Below are 18,097 nucleotides of genomic sequence, written 5' to 3'. Positions count from 1 at the left end.
TAATTACGTTCGGGCTCCTGAAACATTCATAAGATCAATGAATCTCTGAAACAAATACTCAGAATCATGCGGCCCGGGAGCTGATTCGGGATGGTACTGGACGCTGAAAACCGGCAGGGTTTTGTGGCGTAGGCCGGCAACCGTGTGGTCGTTGAGGTTGATGTGCGTGACCTCGACGTCCGCCGGCAGGCTGTCGGCATCGACCGCGAAACCGTGATTGTGGGCGGTGATCTCGATCTTGCCCGTAGTCAGGTCCTTGATCGGCTGGTTGCCGCCGCGGTGGCCGAATTTTAGTTTGTAAGTCGATCCGCCAAATGCCTCGCCGATCAGTTGGTGACCGAGGCAAATGCCGAACATTGGTTTTTGTGAGGCGACCAGCTTTTTGATCTCCGCGACCACTGACGTCATCGATGCCGGATCGCCGGGGCCATTTGAAAGAAAAACGCCGTCAGGTTTTAGAGCCATTACCTCGTCTGCGGTCGTTTCCGACGGCACAACCGTAATCCGGCAGCCGAACTTGGCAAATTCCCGCAGGCTGTTAGTTTTAACGCCAAAATCGTAGGCGACGATATGGTATTTCTCTTCGTCAGCAGCTGGATAATCGTATTCTTCGTGAGCCGTGACAGCACTGGCTAGTTCGCGGTTAGCCATCTCGGGTGAGGCGAGGACTTTGTTGAGAAGCGACTGAGGGTCGAGATCGACGGTGGAGATCACGCTGCGCATCGCTCCCTTGTCGCGAATGTGGCGGACTAGGGCACGCGTATCGATATGCTCAATGCCGACGATGTTATTTTGCTTTAAGTAATCCTGCAGCGACATTGTCGAGCGAAAATTCGACGCGATGCGGCTCGCTTCCCGGACAACAAAACCCTCCACCCAAGGGCGGCGTGATTCGACGTCTTCGGCGTTGGTACCGTAGTTGCCGATCAGCGGATACGTCATGCAGACGATCTGCCCGGCGTAGCTTGGGTCGGTCAGTATCTCCTGATAACCGGACATCGAGGTGTTGAACACCATCTCGCCAAACGCTTCGCCGTCCGCCCCAAAAGAAACGCCTGAAAAAGTCCGCCCGTCCTCAAGAACCAAGATCGCCTTACTCATAAACCCTAGATTTTACCGCATTGTTCCATTTTGCAGAAGCCCACGCGTCAGCGAGGGCGTTTCACACAAACTGAGCTCTTCGCCCTTGTTCAATCAGAGCCTTTTCAGTGGTTCGCATGACCAGAGATCGTTCAATTTGCATTTCCAACACCGTCTCACTTTCGTGGACAAAGTGAGACGGCTTAAATATCGTGTTTCCAACGTTTTACCGTCAAAAATCGTCTCATTTGCGAAAAACAGCACACAGAAGTGAGGCGGGCTCACATATCCCACTTAGGTGCGCAAAAATGGGACGGGTTAATCTGCTGATATCAAACACTTTACAGCCAAAATTCATCCCATTTACGAAAAATGCTAATGCCAAAGTGGGATGGCTTACATTTTTAACCCAAGCGAGTATTTTTACGATGCTTTATAAAACTTATCAAAGATCCTCGTGCATCCGCTATTAATACGTTTCGGAACGCAACAATGTTGCAACGATAGCACAAATTATCCCAAAAGTCAAGATATTTTTTCCCGAGAGGCCCAAGCCCGACTGGAGCGGCACGGTTGCGTTTCGCAACACTGGCAAGTATTTTTTGCCAGTACCATCCCTTCTTGCCGTACTGCGGCTTTCGCAGTGTAAGGGGTGTGATCGTTCTCAACCTGGGTTTGATCTCCGCCGCTCAACACCGGTGTGGCAAGCAAGGATGCTCGCCACTCCAGTCAGGATCTTTTCCTTTTCTTCGGTTCCACAAACAGCCCAGCCGTGTATTTCTCATACAGTTCGAAGAGGAAGACCATGCGGCCGGCTTCGGTGGTGAAGGGTTGGGGGCGGCGGGCGAGGTCGACGGCGCGGTCGAGGTCGTTGTGGGCCTTCACCAGCGTGGGCGGCATTGTCAGCGGGTCGTAGAGATCGGCGAGCGAACTATTTGGAAACCCGGCACGCGCATCCAAAACTCTCTGAGCGGCAGTCTCGATCGCTTCGATCTTAAGACTTTTCGAGTACGGGGAAAAGGGGAAAACAGGGTCATCTATGAAGTTAAGCCATGAGTCAAGCGCACTTCGTCGGTCGCACCGAGTTTTGGTGTGATTCGAAGTCATGTTCGTTTCGACAATAACCAACCCGCCTCCTTTTATTGTTAGATTTACTTTCAGTTCGCACCGCCGTTTGTGGCGAGTGCCATCATCTATTCGTGCACAGATTTAACTGGCTACATGAAACTAGATCGGCTCATCCCGACGCTTTATCGAGATGGCTGGCCGTGCCATCAGACCTTCAGAGACTGAAGATTTCTCTTCACCTCTCCTGACCCCTCGCACAGGCCAACTTCGCCCCGCCGGTTGCAAACTGTTCGTAGCTGATGTTGTCACGAAGCATGACGTAACAGTTGATGAGCAGTTTGCGGGCCGCTGCGACTTTTGCTTTCGGGCGGCCGCGTCGACGGCTAACTTGTAAGTAATGTGCCTTGATCCCATGATCGCGGCACGTCTGGGCGGCCTGACCGAGCAGATGCCTCGTGAGTCGCGAGCCATGCTTGCTGATCGAGCCTATTCGTCTCTTCTCGCCGGAGCTTTTCTCCAGCGGGTCCAGTCCTACGAACGCGACTACCTCTTCCTTGCGTCGAAAGCGGCGGACGTCGCCTAGTGTGTGAATGAGTGCCAGAGCGGTGACCACTCCGATGCCCGGATGCGTCATCAGAAGGCGCGTCTTTGCATCTTTATCCGCCTCCTCCGCAAGTTTCGCGTCAAAGGCCGCTATCTCTTTAGACAATTCGTTGTATAAAGAAAACCGCGATATGACGATGAGCCGCTCCATATCGGTCGAAACCGCATCGAGAAGCTCTTTCTGCCGTTTAAGTGTCTGAAGCCGAAACTTATCGAGCCCCTTCGATCGAGCGAACGCCTGTAGCGTGTTTGCGATCGATGTACGCTTCTTCACCAGAAAATGCCGATGATTGAGCATCGTGAGCATCTCGCGGCTCCGCTCGCTCCTCGGCGTGATCTCGGGAAACGAGCCGTTCACCAGGAGATCCAGGATCGTCTCCGCATCACGAAAGTCGTTCTTGTGTCGCGACAACGCAGCTCGCCTGATCAGCCTCGGATCACCTATCTTTACCTTTATTCCGTTTTCAAAGAGCAGCTTTTCAAACCACCACAAACAACCCGTCGCCTCTACCCCGACAACCACCTCGTCTCCAAACTTGCGATAAAACGCCTTCAAAGACTGCTTGTCCGAATGCAGAAACTGCCGATACCGCACCTCTCCATCCCTCTCGTCACAATAAGCAACCGTCTGCTCGTATGGGTGAAAATCAACCCCGATGTATACTGTCATTGTTGATTCCATCGGGTCAGTTTCTTGTCAAAACTCTGAGTGTTTTCTAACACTCGACTCCGATGGAATCAACTTCATAACATCAGGCCTGCAATTGTGCAATTCTTCTACTGACCGCCGCGTGATCGTGGCTCAACTGACCTTTGTTAAAAGTCTTTAGTTACTTCTCTTCGAAACGAGTTTCTTTCTTTGCGGGCGGTGTTAGCGGGATGCCGTTTTCGTATTCGCCATGTTCGAGAAATCCGATATTTGATGGCTTCCAGTAGCGGAAAAAGGCTTTGCCGTAGATGTATTTTTCGGGAACGAGGCCCCAGTAGCGGGAATCGGACGAATTATCGCGGTTATCTCCCATAACGAAGTAGTGATGCTCATCGACCTTTTTCACCATCGGCGGCGGCATTGTCTGGGTGTATTCCTTGTCGAGATAGTCCTCGTTCAGCTCCTTACCGTCCACGAGGACACGCCCGTTTCTCAGTTCGACCGTCTCACCTGGCAATCCGATGACACGCTTTACATAAGATTTGTCAGGATCGTTCGGGAACCAAAAAACAACGATGTCGCCACGTTCGATGTGGCCCCAGCTTACGCTCTGGATGCGGTAGTAAACCAGCTTGTTAACCAAAAGGCGTTCGCCATCATGGAGCTGCGGCAGCATCGACGTGCCCTCAACAACAACCGGCTGCACAAAAAAGACTCCGAACAAGATGAAGACGATGATTATCAGGAATATATCGCGGATCAGCTTAAACCCTTCGGACCAAAGCCCCTGACGCGATTCTTTGGCGATATGGGTGACGTCGATATCACGGTCGTCAAAGACCGAAACGAGTCCAAATTCAACCTGATTTTTCTTCCGTAGATCCAACATAATTCGGCATTGCGCCTTTTACACGCGGGCGATTGGTGGTTCGCCCCTCAACCTTTTATAATCCGCCTTGTCGACTCAGTTTGTCAAAGGAAATTTGCCATGAACCCAGCTATCCGCTCACTATTTCCGGCCACGGAAAAATACGCTTACCTCAACAGTGCCGCCGTTTCACCGATACCGACCACGGCTATCGAGGCGATCAACTGGCAGCTCTCCGATGTCGCAACGAACGGATCGGTAAACTTCAATGAATGGGTCGCTACCAAAGGTAGATGTCGCTCGATCATTAGTGAGATGCTAAATGTCCGCCCCGAGCAGGTCGCTTTCTTGCGAAATACGTCGGATGGATTTGCGTCGATCGCGAACGGCCTAACCTGGAAGGCGGGTGACAACATAGTCAGTTTTGCCCGGGAGTTTCCTGCGAATTTCTACGCCTGGCGAAGTATACGCGATGATCACGGCGTCGAATTAAGACTGTGTGAGGAAATCGGCGGCCGCGTCGACGTCGACACAATGATCGCGATGATCGATGCGCATACCAAGGTCGTTGCCATCTCCGCTATCCAGTTCGCGTCCGGTTTCAAAGCGGATCTGGAACGCATCGGCCGTGCAGCTCGTGCGGTGGACGCTTTATTTTGTGTGGATATCATTCAGGGTTTGGGACAAATGCCCTTCGACCTGCCGGCTCAGTTCGTGGATGCTTCGTGCGGAGCAAGCCACAAATGGCTGTGTGCTCCTGAGGGCTGCGGTTATATCTATCTATCGGACAGAGCACGTGAGCGCGTCAAACCAACACTTGTCGGCTGGATCAGCGTCGAAACGCCTTGGGATTTTGAGGACCGTGCTCAACCGTTCAAACCGACCGCTCTCGCATGGGAAAGCGGGACTGGTCCGGCATCTCTGTTCTATGGCTTAGAACAGAGTCTAAAACTCCTTCACGATGCCGGGGCCGTTAATATTCAGCGGTATTTAGAGCAATTATCCAACTACGTTTGCGACGGCCTCGCCAGCAAAAACTACGACATCATCAGCTCGCGGTCCGCGGAAGAAAGATCAGCCATCGTTTGTATCAAACATCGCGGCGGGATCCCGTCAAACCATATCGCGGCCGAACTCGAAGCCGTCGGCGTCATCGTCAGCCCGCGCGGGGACCGCCTGCGGATCGCACCACATTTTTATAATAACGCTGAGGATATTGAGAGATTGATCAATGCTCTGCCGGCCTAGTCGCCAAGCAATCTGTCCGGAACGATCTCAGGCGTAAAACCATCCAGATTAAGGCGTGTCATTCCGCCAGCGTCAGTATAGGCGTACATCTTGGAGCGTTTGCCGTCGCGGAAATAGAAGAAGAAATAACCAACCACAAGCCCGACGAAGATCGACGCGACGATCCCGCCGACGATCACCATAAGGGTCGATAGGAAAATATCAGCCGTCGTCAGCACAAACGCCCGCTCCGCACTTATGGCAAAGGGATTTTTGCCGAGCCAGGTTATCTGCTTTTCATATTTGACCTGATCGATCAGAGCGTTTGCGGCGGAGCTGCCCGAGGCGTCCATGACAACGACGTTGTAATTGCCGATGCGGCGATTGAAAGTTTTTCCGTCGTTATTCGCGTCGATCGCAGCGTTGATCTTCTGGTCTGTCTCGACGGAGACCTGCGGGCTGGCGAATTCCACGATCAACAGCTTACCTGCTTCATACTGTGCCGTAACGGCTTCGGTTCCGGCGGTGAAATCGATCAGATCGATGATCGGGCGTTCACCGAGCGCTTTCTTGAGATCAGCAGAGCTAAGGGCGAAGGCCGTCGATTCGCGCCGATTCTCCCAATCCGGAAGATGCTTAACCAGAACAGGTACACCGTCGATCTCTGAGATCTCCTGGCTTTTGTATGGTATCGAACTAACACCCTGGCCGAGCGCGGTTAAGCTTAAAGCACACGCCAGAAGTAAAGCGGCGAAGGAACCTCTTAAAATAACCTTGATAGATTTCTTCAACATTCGGCCGGACTGGAGCATATATCTTAGCAATTCATAAGATTTTAGCATTCTTTCAGGCGATCGGCCTGAAAAAGACATGTATACATCATACACCAAAACGTGTAGCGCTTGACGGTTCCGTCATACGGAAAGGTTTATGCATCTGGAATGTGATGAAATTCGAAAAGAGAAATATGCCTACAAAATGGAACAAAATCCTTTCAGAAGCGTCAAATTACTGAATAGATATTGATTCTCATTGTTTGGCACGGCAATTGAAAGGTCATATTGACGAGGGGGGAAATACAATGACAACAGATACATTAAATTTTCCGGTTTTTCATAGCGAACAGGGTATAGATACAGATGAGGTCTTTTTTACCTCGAATGCAAAAGTAATGGACCTCGGCACAGCCAAGGATTTTGACCTGACTAAGGCAGCCGCGAACGGCGACATGGGAGCCTTTGAGGAGATCTACAAACGTCATCACAGACGTGTTTATTCGATCTGCTTGCGGATGCTCTCGAGCCCTACCGAGGCCGAAGACCTGACACAGGACGTCTTCATACAGCTATACCGCAAGGTAGGCAGTTTCCGCGGCGACTCGGCCTTCACGACCTGGCTGCACCGCATGACCGTAAATCAGGTTCTCATGCATTTCCGCAAGCGGACCGTGAAATACGAAAAGACCACCGAGGAAGGCGAAACGCCTGATCAGATGGTCACCGGAACAACCGATCCCAATAAGATGCGGATCGTCGACAAGATCGCCCTCGACAACGCGATCGAGCAATTGCCGACCGGCTATAAGAATGTCTTCGTCCTGCACGATGTCGAAGGATTCGAACACGAAGAAGTCGCCCGCATCCTGGGCTGCTCAGTCGGAACTTCGAAATCACAGCTTCACAAAGCTCGACTCAAATTGCAGAAGCTTCTTAAGAAAAAAGCAAACCCGAGAATGATCGGTGTTACCGCATAAACAATTCGAAATCATATGATATTAAGGGCCTCTCAGAAATGAGAGGTCTTTTTCTTTTGCGTCGAACCATCAAAATAAAGCATCATTCTTTCTTAAGAACGAATAGAATATCCAAAATCAAAGATTTATCGTATAATATCGTATTATTTATACGATTCTAGTTGATTTCATTCTTGAACATAAGGTAGAACTATATATGGAAAATCTAAAGCCAAAAGATGCTGCCGACCTGATCGGGATCAGTTATCCAACGATCAAGCAGTGGATCTACGAAGGCAAGATCAAGTCGATCAAGACGCCCGGCGGCCACCACCGCATCCCGGCGAGTGAGGTCGAGCGGGTTTCCGGCAATAAACCGGAAGCCGGGTTGAAGAAGAGCAAAGCTATCTCGCGTATCCCGGAACTGATAAGCGTGAGGAATCGCCTTAACGGCGTTGTTACCAATATCAGCTATGAGGGCCTCTTCGCTGAGATCACAGTCGATGTGGGTGGGCAACGGATAGTTTCGATCATTACGCGTCAGGGATGTGAAGAAATGGGCCTGCGTATCGGAATGAATGCCTTTGCTCTTTTCAAGGCGACGGAGGTCATGATCAGCCGAGGATAGACATCTCGAGTGCGGCTTTAGTTTTCCTAATAAATTAAAAAGGGGAAGTTACGGATGCCGAACGAGAACGTGTTAGAAGTTGAAAGAAAAGTACGAGATCATTTTCACGCCGATGCAGAGCGATTCGATGCGATCTACAAGAAAGAAAAAGGTGCCTTTGCAAGTTTTGTCGATAATCATTGGCGGGGCGTAGTTCAAAAGCGTCTTGAGGTCAACGTAGCAAAGCTGCAGCCGCTCGCAGGCAAAAGCGTCATGGACGTAGGCTGCGGTTCCGGGCGATTCTGCTTTGAGTATGCCAAGCACGGTGCAACTCGAGTGCTGGGTGTTGATTTTGCCTCAGGAATGATAGATATCGCGAATGAGTTAGCTCGCGATTTTGGTGTTCAGGAGCAGTGTGAGTTCCGGGTCGGAACATTTCCCCAGATAATCAATGACAGCGATCTGCCTTTCGACGCTTCGACCGCGAACGGCTTTTTTGACTACGTCGCAGAGCCGATCCCGATCATCGAAAAAATGCGGGAAATGACTCGCGGAACGATGATCATGAGTTTCCCCAAAGCCCTCGAGTTTCGCATACCGCTGCGGCGGATACGGTTTTGGCTGAAGGGAACTCCACTATTTCTCTACAGAAAGAACCAGCTGACTCAAATTCTGGAAAAAGCCGGTGTTACAGATTACGACCTCATCGATCTCGGACGGGATTATCTGATCGTCGCCCGCGTTTGACCCGCTTTTTCGGCCCCTAGAAAAATAGGACTTTTTCAAGCCCCGGTATCTGCTATGCAGATACCGAGACACTTTTACTGCGTGAGCAAAACGCAACCTGAGCATTTTTATACAAACTCTAACGGAAAAAAACTTAAGAAAATGATGAATACGAAAACCCCAATAACCGTCGCAAAAGGTGACGGGATCGGACCTGAGATAATGGATGCCACGATTAAGATCCTCTCCGCGGCCGAAGCCCGGATCGACGTCGAATTGATCGACATTGGAGAAAAAGTATATTTATCCGGAAATACGGCCGGCATTGCACCGGAAGCGTGGGATTCGCTCCGCAGGACCAAGGTTTTCCTGAAAGCTCCGATCACCACGCCGCAGGGCGGCGGTTACAAATCGCTGAATGTTACCGTTCGTAAGACTCTGGGACTCTACGCGAACGTCCGCCCTTGTGTGTCCTATCACCCTTTTGTCGACACCAAGCATCCGGTCATGAACATGGTGATCGTCCGCGAGAATGAGGAAGATCTATACGCCGGTATCGAACATCGTCAGACCCGCGAGGTCTATCAATGCTTAAAGCTAATTACGCGGCCGGGCTGCGAAAAGATAGTCCGTTATGCGTTCGAATACGCACGCCTGAATAACCGTAAAAAAGTAACTTGCTTTACCAAAGATAACATCATGAAAATGACCGATGGGCTTTTTCATAAGGTTTTCGATGAGATCGCGGCCGAATACCCGTCGATTGAAAATGAGCACTGGATCGTCGATATCGGTGCGGCAAAGCTCGCAGATACGCCGGAAAACTTCGACGTGATCGTGATGCCGAACCTGTATGGCGATATCTTGTCGGATGTCGCTGCCCAGATCACGGGATCGGTCGGCCTGGCAGGTTCGGCAAACATCGGCGAGAGCATTGCAATGTTTGAGGCGATACATGGTTCGGCCCCGGATATTGCCGGGCAGAATGTTGCGAATCCGTCCGGGCTGCTGCATGGGGCGATCATGATGCTCGTCCATATTGGCCAGCCGGACGTGGCGGAGAAGGTCCATAACGCCTGGATCCGCACCATCGAAGACGGGATTCATACCGCCGACATTTTCAAAGAAAATACAAGTGCTAGAAAGGTTGGAACATCGGAGTTCGCTGAGGCCATTATTGAACGACTTGGCCAGAAGCCTCTTACGCTTCAAACGGTAGAATATGCAAAGACCGGCGAGGTGATTTCAACAAAATACACACCGGCTCACGAGCTCGGCAAGATAGTCAAAAAGACGGTCGGTGCGGACGTATTCGTTGAATGGAAAAGCGGTTCACCGGACGATCTTGGCAACAAAATGCGCGAGGCCAACGGCTACGGATTCGAGCTTCAGATGATCACCAATCGAGGCGTAAAGGTCTTTCCAGGCGGTATGCCGGAAACCTTTTGCACAGATCACTGGCGGTGTCGGTTCATGGGAACGGGCGATTCGGTCACGACGGCGCAGATAGTCGAACTGCTAAAGCGGATCGACGATCTAGGCATCGAGTTCATCAAACTCGAGAACCTCTGCACCTTCGACGGCGAGATCGGATACTCACTGGGCCAGGGGCAGTAGATCAGCTAGGCGTTAAACAAATTAAACACGCAGTATGGATGATCTACACTCAACCGCCACCATGCAATACCGTTCATTCTGGATCGGCTGCTCGGATGATGCATGTTTAGAGTCCGGGTGGCCGTCAGAAATCAGGTCGGAGACGGTGATACACACTAGTCTCGCAAACCAGATGCCGCATGGTGATCTGGGAATCCTCGCGGCCCTCGAGTGGGCGATCAATGTACACAATATCGAGCGAATAGTGATCTGCGGCCACTATCGCTGCAAGGTGATCGAAGCTGCAGCCAAGGGCGATACCGGTGAGATCGTTGGACACTGGCTATCGCCCTTGAAAAAGATCGTCGCCCAGCATCAAGAATGGCTTTCGGAACTTTCGTCGGAGCAAAGACTTGACGCTCTTTGCGAACTAAATGCCGTCTATCAAGCATTGAACACCAGCAAAAGTGCCGCTATTCAGGCAGCATGGAGAAAAAACCGCACGATCTCGCTGTCGGCGGTTATCAATGATCTATCGACGGGACGTCTTCGCGACCTTAACTTTGTCCTGACGGCCGGATCCGATCTTCCTAAAGAATTTGAATCGGCGATCAGCTTATTGAAAGACCGCTGGCTGGTTCTGACGGGATCTCCAACTCTTTGAGAAGATCCCTAAAATGCCTTCGCTCCTGCCTCCGCTACGGCGTGGTCCTGATCGCCGCTGCCGCCGGAAACGCCGATCGAACCGACAACTTTTTTGCCCTTTTTGATCGGAATACCGCCGGCGAAGATCATGACCTTACCACCATTCGATGCGTGAATGCCGAAGAACTGGTCGCCTGACTGGCTGTGCCCGGCGAGGTCTTTGGTTGAGATGTCGAACGCCCGCGATGTCCAGGCTTTTTTGATCGAGATATCAATGCTGCCGATCCACGCGCCGTCCATCCGTACGTGGGCGACCAAATTGCCGCCCGCATCCGCGACCGCAATGTTCATCGGCTGCCCGATCTCCGCTGCCTTTGCTTCGGCAGCTGCAATAATTCTTCGTGCGTCTTCTAAATTGATCATTACATTCCCCTTATTCTAATTGTCTTCTAAGAAACCGACTCAATTATCTCAATATCCCGCCGGGCTAGTTCCGCAACAAACTTCTCTGGATCGATAGCTTTTTCTTGCGGCGTCGCTCCGCGCGAGATAACATCGCCACTGGCCATCATTTGGGCGATGATGGAGGCTGGGAAGGCGGTTGTTCGCATCATGGCTGACATTCCGGTCTGCTCGTCAAGTTTATCGACGATATCGTACCGAAGCTTTTTCGTTTCGCCATTTTGACTACCGACGAAATCGACGCGTACGAGTACGTAATCGGGCCCATCGGCGGGCAGGTGCTTTTGCAAGAGCTCGCCGAAGACCTTTCGTGGCTTCACCTTCTGAAAGTCCACGACCATTTCTTCGCTCGAGCAAAGCCCGAGGTCGATCATCGTTTTGAACTTGTCGCAGTGTCCTGCATACCGGATCGTTTTGTAATCAAGCTCTTTGATATTGCCGAGAAATGTGTCCGGCAGCGTCGATGTACCGCCGCTGGTTTGAAACGCCTCGAGTGGCGGAAAGCCAGCAAACTCTAGTGATTCGAGTTCTGTCATCGAATCGACTTCGACGATCTTGCCGTCACGTATCACGCGGGCGACCTCGATGTATTCGTTGATCAGGCCTTCGACTGAGAAGACAAGCTGGTAATTCAGCGGTGGCTGCGGGTGCTGCGGCAGGCCACCAACTCGGATGTGGATCTCGTCAACCTTTTCAAACTTCGCGGCACCGTGCATTGCCAAGATGGAGACCATCCCGGGAGCAAGTCCGCAGTCGGGAATTATGTTGATCCCAGCGGAATTCGCCTCAGCGTCGAGAGCTAGTTGTTCGTCAACAATGTAATTATTCCCGCCGAGATCGCAGAAATTAGCTCCAACTTCGATCGCTGCCTTTGAAAGCGAAACGTTGTACCAATAATTCACGCACGAGATCACCGAATCGTGGCCGCGAAACAGTTCGACGATATCATCATAGTTCGAAGCATCGATCTGCTTTGCAGTAATATTCCCGCCAACCGAAACTGCAACAGCCTCAGCCTTAGCCATATCAAAGTCTGCGACAGTGACGCTTTCGACAGCGGGAGAATTGTGAATTAAATCAAAAACAGCGCCGTGCCCCATTCGCCCGGCGCCGAGAACTAGTATTTTCATAAATGTTTGTTCGCTGATGATTGTTCGTTGATCGTTGTTAGAGATGTTGAGATACTTGGCAACAACGAACAACCATCAACGATCCACGATCAAAACTTTCTATCCCCAATCATCCAATTTCTCAGGCTCGAGAGCCGCGAGGGTTGCTCCGGCTACTTCCCAGACCTTTTTCTTCCATTCGCGAAGGTTTTCGGTCAGCATCAACGCGGCCTGGGGATGAGCTGCATTGCGTTCGAGGCGAATCACCTCGGCCGTTACCGATACTTCGTCATCAGGGTTTTCTGTCACGGTCAGATGTACCTTTCCGCCGACCAGCGGCAAATGACGGGGCAGGTAAACGAGCGTGCCGTGAGGGCCGACGTTGTCAGTGAGGCCTTCCTGAATGACCTCTTTTCCGTTCGCATCTTTCCACCGGACACGGATCGGATATGAGATAACATGCCGCGCTCCCTGACGTCTTTCCCGCATAATTGATCCTCCCGAAAACTTCGTCGATTACCGCTTGTAAACAACCCCAAATATAGCCTGAGATCGCCCCCTAATTCTACCAAAATCGAATTTTTTTCACACACCTAAGCGCCTTATAATTCAGCAATTGCATATAGCATAAGGGCTTGCGGTTTTTACCGCGTTGGACAAACATTTCCCAAACTGATATTCTCATAACAAGTTCCGACTCAAGGGAGGACGGAAACAGGTCGAAATACGTCGGCCGAAACAGTCTTCGTGCGATGCGAATAGTGGCTGATGACCCAAATCTCAGACGCTATTTTTGCATTTAAACGGGGTACGTAATAAATGGAGAAGATTGATGAAAAAGCTCGTTAGAGGAGGCGCGATCCTGTTGGTCCTAAGCATGTGCGTTGTCTTTATTTACGCAAATGTTCCGGCAGAATCCACTCTCGTTATAGCGAATGATTCGCAAACTACAATTGAAAACACTATTTCCGATAATTTGGAAAGCATTTTAATAGAACCACAGACGGACGATACCAACAAAAAACTGGTCAAAACGACTGGTTCGGTACGAGCATCAGGCATGGGAGCCAGCCGCGGGGCATTCTCCGCGACCGCCTATTGCCTCTCTGGAAAAACAGCTTTGGGCCACGGCGTTCGCCGCGGTATCATCGCCGCAGATCCCAGGGTGTTAAAGCTCGGTTCTAAAATAACGATCGATGCCGGCCCTTGGAGCGGAACCTATCTGGTTTCGGACACAGGCGGTGCGATCAAAGGTAAAAAGCTCGATATCTGGGTTCCCAACTGCTCCGAAGCCCGCAAATTCGGCCGCAGGTCAGTTCAGGTTTTTTCAACACAATAATTAAAAAAGTAATTTAATAAAATAATATTAACGCCCCGAGAGATCGGGGCGTTTTTTTTGACTGGAGGGTGAGCATCCTGCTCGCCCTATTGCCCCGAGATTCCGATCAGCTTAACACCGAGGAAGCCTCGGCGTGGCAAGCACGGATGCTTGCCGCTCCAGTCTGTAACCGCCCGCCGACATTCTTCGTCTAACCTAATGCGATACACAATTCGCTTGACGGGCCGTGCTTAAAGCGGAACGGCATAACTGTCTTTGGACTGAATCAACAGGAGGTAGGCGGCAATGAGGAAAGGTCTTGTTTTTCTGGTGCTCATATTTGGATCAAAGATCGTAGTATTCGGCCAGGATTCGCCGCCGGTTTTGAAGGGCAACGAACCAGCCGTAAAAGCCACGCCGCCTGTTGTCAAAGAAACAAATGCCCCGTCCACTCAGCCCGCCGCGAAGCCCTCGCCGTCGCCTGACGACGAGATCATCAGTGTCGAGACCAATCTCGTGACCACGCCGGTTTCCGTGCTAGACCGTAACGGCCGCTTTATACCTGGGCTCAAGAAAAAGGATTTCAAGATCTACGACAACGGCGTGCTGCAGGACATCACGTATTTTCAGTCCGAGGAACAGCCATTCACGGTCATCCTGATGATCGACATCAGCCCTTCGACCAAATATAAAATGGACGAGATCCATTACGCAGCTGTTACGTTCGTCAACCAGCTCCGGCCGACCGATAAGGTTTTGGTCGTGGCATTCGACCAAAGAGTCAGGCTGCTAACGGAGGAAGCCACCTCGGACAAACAAAAGATCTATTCCGCGATCTACAAATCGACTTTCGGCAGCGGCACAAGCCTTTACGAAGCCGTTAGCATCGTCACAGATCTCGACCTGATCAAGGTCTCAGGCCGAAAGGCTGTCGTGCTTTTCACCGATGGAGTGGATACCACGTCGCGGCAGGCGAGCTTTGAATCGACCGTTGCCGGCGTTCAGGAAGTCGATGCCCTGATATATCCGATCCGCTACAACACCCAGCAAAGCGTCGGCGGTGTGGTCTCGACCGCGACCGGAGCCCCGGCAGTACTTCCTAAGGACATTGCCGATCTGATGGCAGCTCGTGGGATTACGATCGACCCGCGTGTGATGAACACCGGAGCCCGCGGAACTTCGCCGGCGGCGTACGCCAAAGGCAAAGAGTTTCTCGAAAAGATCGCCGAAGCCAGCGGCGGACGCATCTTTGAGGCTGATGATCTCAAAAACCTCGAGGCATCGTTTGCCGGTGTTGCCGAGGAGCTCCGTCGTCAATACTCTATCGGCTATTACCCCGAAAATCCGGGTCAGCCCGGCGAACGCCGTTACGTGAAGATCAAAGTCATCCGTCCAAACACCGTCGTGCGAGCAAAGAACGGTTATGTGATCCGGCAAACTAGAAGCAAGCTAGATCGAGCGGATGGCAGCGGTATATTTGCTCTAAGATAATGAGCCTGCAAAGTCCGTGCGAAAACTAGGGCCGATCACGCGAAGTTAGGATTAGCATTCTTGACTGACCGGCCTTGGCGACGCGGGGGCTTACGCACGTCGTTCTTGCTCCTGAAACATTCGTTTCTTGCCCTGCGTATCTTATTTCAGATACACTCAAAAAATTCACAAAAGATACGGTTCCCATATTTCCGACTGGAGATATGACGCCATCATTTCAGGAGAACCTATGCGCCTAACCGATCCGTTTAAGAAAATTCTTGCCCTTCTCGCGATGTTCGTGCTCGTCCTACCCTTTCCCCTTTCTGCTCAGGACACGAAGCCGGACGAGAAAAAAGAAGAGAAGAAGTCCGAAACTCCGCCGCTGCCGTTGAAAGTTGCTGAGACACTGAAGTTTACGACGAACGAAGGCACCTGGATGTCGCTCGACGTTTCTCCTGATGGGAAATGGATGACGTTTGACATGCTTGGGGACATTTACACGCTGCCGATCGAGGGCGGTGTGGCAAAGCGGATCCATGGCGGGATGTCATTCGAGAGCCAGCCGAAATTCTCTCCTGATGGTCAATGGATCGCGTTCCTATCGGATCGCAGCGGTGCGGAAAACCTTTGGGTAATGAAACCCGATGGTTCCGACGCAAAGGCCATTACAAAAGACACCAAGTCGATGTTCGTATCGCCGTCGTGGACCGAGGATGGCAATTACATAATGGTCTCAAAATCGGACCAGTCGATCGGGCCGTTTCATCCCTATATGTATCACAAGGACGGCGGTTCGGGCCTATCGATCGGACCGCCGCCACCACCGCTTCCGGGGCCGGGCCAAGCCGGGCCGGCGACTCCGCGAATGAATATGATGGGTCTTCAGGCTTCGCCGGACGGGAAATTCATATATTGGGCCCAGCGAAGCGGGGCATTTGAATACAATGCAAGATTCCCGATGTGGCAGGTCATGAGATTCGACCGCGATACCGGCGAGACCTCTCGGATCACCAATACTCAGGGTTCCGCCATGCGGCCGGTGCTCTCGCCGGATGGTAGGAACATGGTTTACGCCACGCGTTACGAAACGAAAACGGCTCTCCGTGTTCGGAATCTCGAGAGCAGCCAGGAACGTTGGCTGATCGGAAATGTCACCCGCGACGATCAGGAATCGCGGGCTACCCGCGACACCTTTCCGGGCTACGATTTTATGCCAGACGGCAGATCGCTCATCGTTCCCGTAAACGGCAAGATCGCGAAGGTCGATTTTGCAAGCGGCGCGGCAACTGATATTCCGTTTACCGTGAATGTCGAAGCTGAGATCGGGCCGCGGGTTCATTTCGATTACCGGGTTGACGACAGTTCAACCGTTAACGCTCGCCTCATCCGTTATCCAGCTATCTCGCCGGATGGCAAACGCGTGGCATTCACTGCATTCAGCAAGCTTTACACAATGGATCTCGCAGGCGGCACGCCAAAGCGTCTTACTACCAGTGACGAGGGTGAATTCATGCCGACTTGGTCGCCCGACGGTAAGAATATCGCTTATGTAACATGGACAAATGCGGGTGGGCACATATATTCCATTTCCGCCGAAGGCGGGAATGCTCGAAAGCTAACGACAGCAGCGGCGTATTACTCATCGCCGGTTTATTCGCCCGATGGTTCGAAGATCGTCTTCATCACCGGAGCTGTCGACGATCAGCTATTTGCGGACATACGCGAAGGCCATGAGTTTTCGTCGCCGGAAGAAGAGATCTTGCATCTGGGATCAAATCCCCGTGAGATCACCGGGCCGGGCGGCTCGACCGGAACCGACCTGAAATATATCCCAGCAAATGGCGGTGTCTCAACTCTGATCGCTTCTGCCCAAGGCGGGCGTTCGCCCCATTTTTCGGACGATCCGAACCGCGTGTACCTGACCACCGGCGGCGGCCTGGCTTCGATCCGGCTGGATGGTTTCGACCGCCGTGTGCACGTGCGCGTGACCGGAAAAGGTACGCCTCCGCAACAGCCGACCGCAAGCGTGATGCGAATTTCGCCCGACCGCAGCCGCGTGTTTCTTGAGCTGCAGGCAAGCATTACATCGTCACAGTGCCGCGAACAGGCCGCGAAACGGTCAACGTCAGTCTCGCTTCGCCGACCTCGAATGTTCCCGTCAAAAAGATGTCGGCCTTCGGCGGCGACTATCTGGATTTCGCTCGTGACGGCAAGAACGTTAGCTGGTCGTGGGGAACGAAGCTTTATCGCCAGTCGGTCGATTCAGATAAGCCGAGCGAATACGACATCACCGTCACGACCGCCCGCAGTAAGCCGAAAGGCAGCGTCCTGCTTACCGGAGCTCGTATTGTTTCCATGAAAGGCGACGAGGTTATTGAAAGAGGCGACCTTCTAGTTACCGACAACCGAATCGCCGCTCTCGGTCCAAAGGGCAAGGTAACTGTGCCGGCGGGAACGAAGGTGGTCGATGTGACCGGCAAAACTATCATTCCCGGTTTCGTCGATGTCCACGCCCACATGTGGCCGCCGCGAGACCTGCATCAGGACCAGGTATGGCAATATCTCGCTAATCTCGCTTACGGCGTCACCACTACCCGTGATCCTCAGAGCTCGACAACGGACGTATATGCCTACGCAGATCTGGTCGAGACGGGCGAGATACTTGGGCCCCGTGTTTTCACGACCGGGCCGGGCGTTTTCTCGAATCTAGGTCTCGACGATAAAGATTCGGTAAATAATTATATTAAACGCTACCGCGATGCCTACAAAACCGACACACTCAAACAGTATGTCGTCGGCGATCGCAACATTCGCCAGATGGTCGCGATGGCATGTACAGACAACAAGATCACGCCGACCACCGAGGGTGCGCTCGACATGAAGCTCGACCTTTCTCAGATGATCGACGGATATTCCGGCAACGAACACAGTTTG

Annotated in this window: 17 protein-coding genes; 9 read left to right on the top strand and 8 right to left on the bottom strand. The window is 52.0% G+C overall.

Annotated elements, in window-relative coordinates; genetic code table 11:
• Positions 1–3 precede the first annotated feature (3 nt).
• The 4 genes from carA to lepB all read right to left on the bottom strand — a co-directional run bounded on the left by carA (position 4) and on the right by lepB (position 4,289).
• Positions 4–1,101, bottom strand: coding sequence for a glutamine-hydrolyzing carbamoyl-phosphate synthase small subunit (gene carA, locus IPG22_10470; protein MBK6588705.1), 1,098 nt, complete (start codon positions 1,099–1,101; stop codon positions 4–6).
• Between the two features lie 708 nt (positions 1,102–1,809).
• A complete protein-coding gene (locus tag IPG22_10465) occupies positions 1,810–2,121 on the bottom strand; it encodes a DNA methylase (protein ID MBK6588704.1) in 312 nt (103 codons plus the stop codon).
• Positions 2,122–2,383: 262 nt separating this feature from the next.
• Positions 2,384–3,421 (bottom strand): IS110 family transposase, encoded by a 1,038-nt coding sequence (locus IPG22_10460; protein ID MBK6588703.1) that lies wholly within the window; start codon positions 3,419–3,421, stop codon positions 2,384–2,386.
• A 160-nt stretch (positions 3,422–3,581) separates the two neighbouring features.
• Complete coding sequence (lepB, locus tag IPG22_10455; protein MBK6588702.1) at positions 3,582–4,289, bottom strand: signal peptidase I; 708 nt, start codon at positions 4,287–4,289, stop codon at positions 3,582–3,584.
• 99 nt (positions 4,290–4,388) lie between these two features.
• Between lepB and IPG22_10450 the strand changes: the two genes are divergently transcribed.
• Entirely contained in the window at positions 4,389–5,516 is a 1,128-nt protein-coding gene (locus IPG22_10450) for an aminotransferase class V-fold PLP-dependent enzyme (protein ID MBK6588701.1), read from the top strand.
• Here the strand turns inward: IPG22_10450 and IPG22_10445 are convergent.
• Positions 5,513–6,289 carry a hypothetical protein gene (locus IPG22_10445; GenBank protein MBK6588700.1) on the bottom strand — a complete coding sequence of 259 codons (777 nt, stop codon included), beginning with the start codon at positions 6,287–6,289 and terminating at the stop codon, positions 5,513–5,515. The genes IPG22_10450 and IPG22_10445 overlap by 4 nt on opposite strands.
• 377 nt (positions 6,290–6,666) lie before the next feature.
• On the opposite strand from IPG22_10445, the gene IPG22_10440 reads away from it, so the two are divergent.
• The 5 genes from IPG22_10440 (at position 6,667) to IPG22_10420 (ending at position 10,820) form a co-directional block, all read left to right on the top strand.
• The gene (locus IPG22_10440; protein ID MBK6588699.1) at positions 6,667–7,248 is read left to right on the top strand and encodes an RNA polymerase sigma factor; all 582 of its coding nucleotides are present in this window, start codon (positions 6,667–6,669) and stop codon (positions 7,246–7,248) included.
• 196 nt (positions 7,249–7,444) lie between these two features.
• Positions 7,445–7,855 (top strand): helix-turn-helix transcriptional regulator, encoded by a 411-nt coding sequence (locus IPG22_10435; protein MBK6588698.1) that lies wholly within the window; start codon positions 7,445–7,447, stop codon positions 7,853–7,855.
• 54 nt (positions 7,856–7,909) lie between these two features.
• Entirely contained in the window at positions 7,910–8,581 is a 672-nt protein-coding gene (locus IPG22_10430) for a methyltransferase domain-containing protein (protein ID MBK6588697.1), read from the top strand.
• A 144-nt stretch (positions 8,582–8,725) separates the two neighbouring features.
• Positions 8,726–10,177 carry an NADP-dependent isocitrate dehydrogenase gene (locus IPG22_10425; GenBank protein MBK6588696.1) on the top strand — a complete coding sequence of 484 codons (1,452 nt, stop codon included), beginning with the start codon at positions 8,726–8,728 and terminating at the stop codon, positions 10,175–10,177.
• A gap of 34 nt (positions 10,178–10,211) precedes the next feature.
• A complete protein-coding gene (locus IPG22_10420) occupies positions 10,212–10,820 on the top strand; it encodes a hypothetical protein (protein ID MBK6588695.1) in 609 nt (202 codons plus the stop codon).
• Between the two features lie 8 nt (positions 10,821–10,828).
• Here IPG22_10420 and IPG22_10415 read toward each other — a convergent pair whose 3' ends face one another.
• The 3 genes from IPG22_10415 to IPG22_10405 all read right to left on the bottom strand — a co-directional run bounded on the left by IPG22_10415 (position 10,829) and on the right by IPG22_10405 (position 12,861).
• Complete coding sequence (locus IPG22_10415) at positions 10,829–11,224, bottom strand: heme-binding protein (protein MBK6588694.1); 396 nt, start codon at positions 11,222–11,224, stop codon at positions 10,829–10,831.
• Positions 11,225–11,250: 26 nt separating this feature from the next.
• Complete coding sequence (locus tag IPG22_10410) at positions 11,251–12,393, bottom strand: saccharopine dehydrogenase NADP-binding domain-containing protein (protein MBK6588693.1); 1,143 nt, start codon at positions 12,391–12,393, stop codon at positions 11,251–11,253.
• Positions 12,394–12,492: 99 nt separating this feature from the next.
• Positions 12,493–12,861 carry a PilZ domain-containing protein gene (locus tag IPG22_10405; GenBank protein MBK6588692.1) on the bottom strand — a complete coding sequence of 123 codons (369 nt, stop codon included), beginning with the start codon at positions 12,859–12,861 and terminating at the stop codon, positions 12,493–12,495.
• Positions 12,862–13,204: 343 nt separating this feature from the next.
• Here IPG22_10405 and IPG22_10400 point away from each other — a divergent pair, with 343 nt between their 5' ends.
• The 3 genes from IPG22_10400 to IPG22_10390 all read left to right on the top strand — a co-directional run bounded on the left by IPG22_10400 (position 13,205) and on the right by IPG22_10390 (position 17,522).
• On the top strand, positions 13,205–13,711 hold the full coding sequence (locus tag IPG22_10400; protein ID MBK6588691.1) for a 3D domain-containing protein: 507 nt from the start codon (positions 13,205–13,207) through the stop codon (positions 13,709–13,711).
• A gap of 285 nt (positions 13,712–13,996) precedes the next feature.
• Positions 13,997–15,181, top strand: coding sequence for a VWA domain-containing protein (locus tag IPG22_10395; protein ID MBK6588690.1), 1,185 nt, complete (start codon positions 13,997–13,999; stop codon positions 15,179–15,181).
• 229 nt (positions 15,182–15,410) lie between these two features.
• Complete coding sequence (locus IPG22_10390; GenBank protein ID MBK6588689.1) at positions 15,411–17,522, top strand: PD40 domain-containing protein; 2,112 nt, start codon at positions 15,411–15,413, stop codon at positions 17,520–17,522.
• Positions 17,523–18,097: the final 575 nt, after the last annotated feature.

This window comes from Acidobacteriota bacterium (assembly GCA_016703965.1).
Lineage (GTDB): Bacteria > Acidobacteriota > Blastocatellia > Pyrinomonadales > Pyrinomonadaceae > OLB17.
The sequence above is the reverse complement of the archived record's forward strand: the minus strand, read 5'-3'. Positions and strand labels throughout refer to the sequence as shown.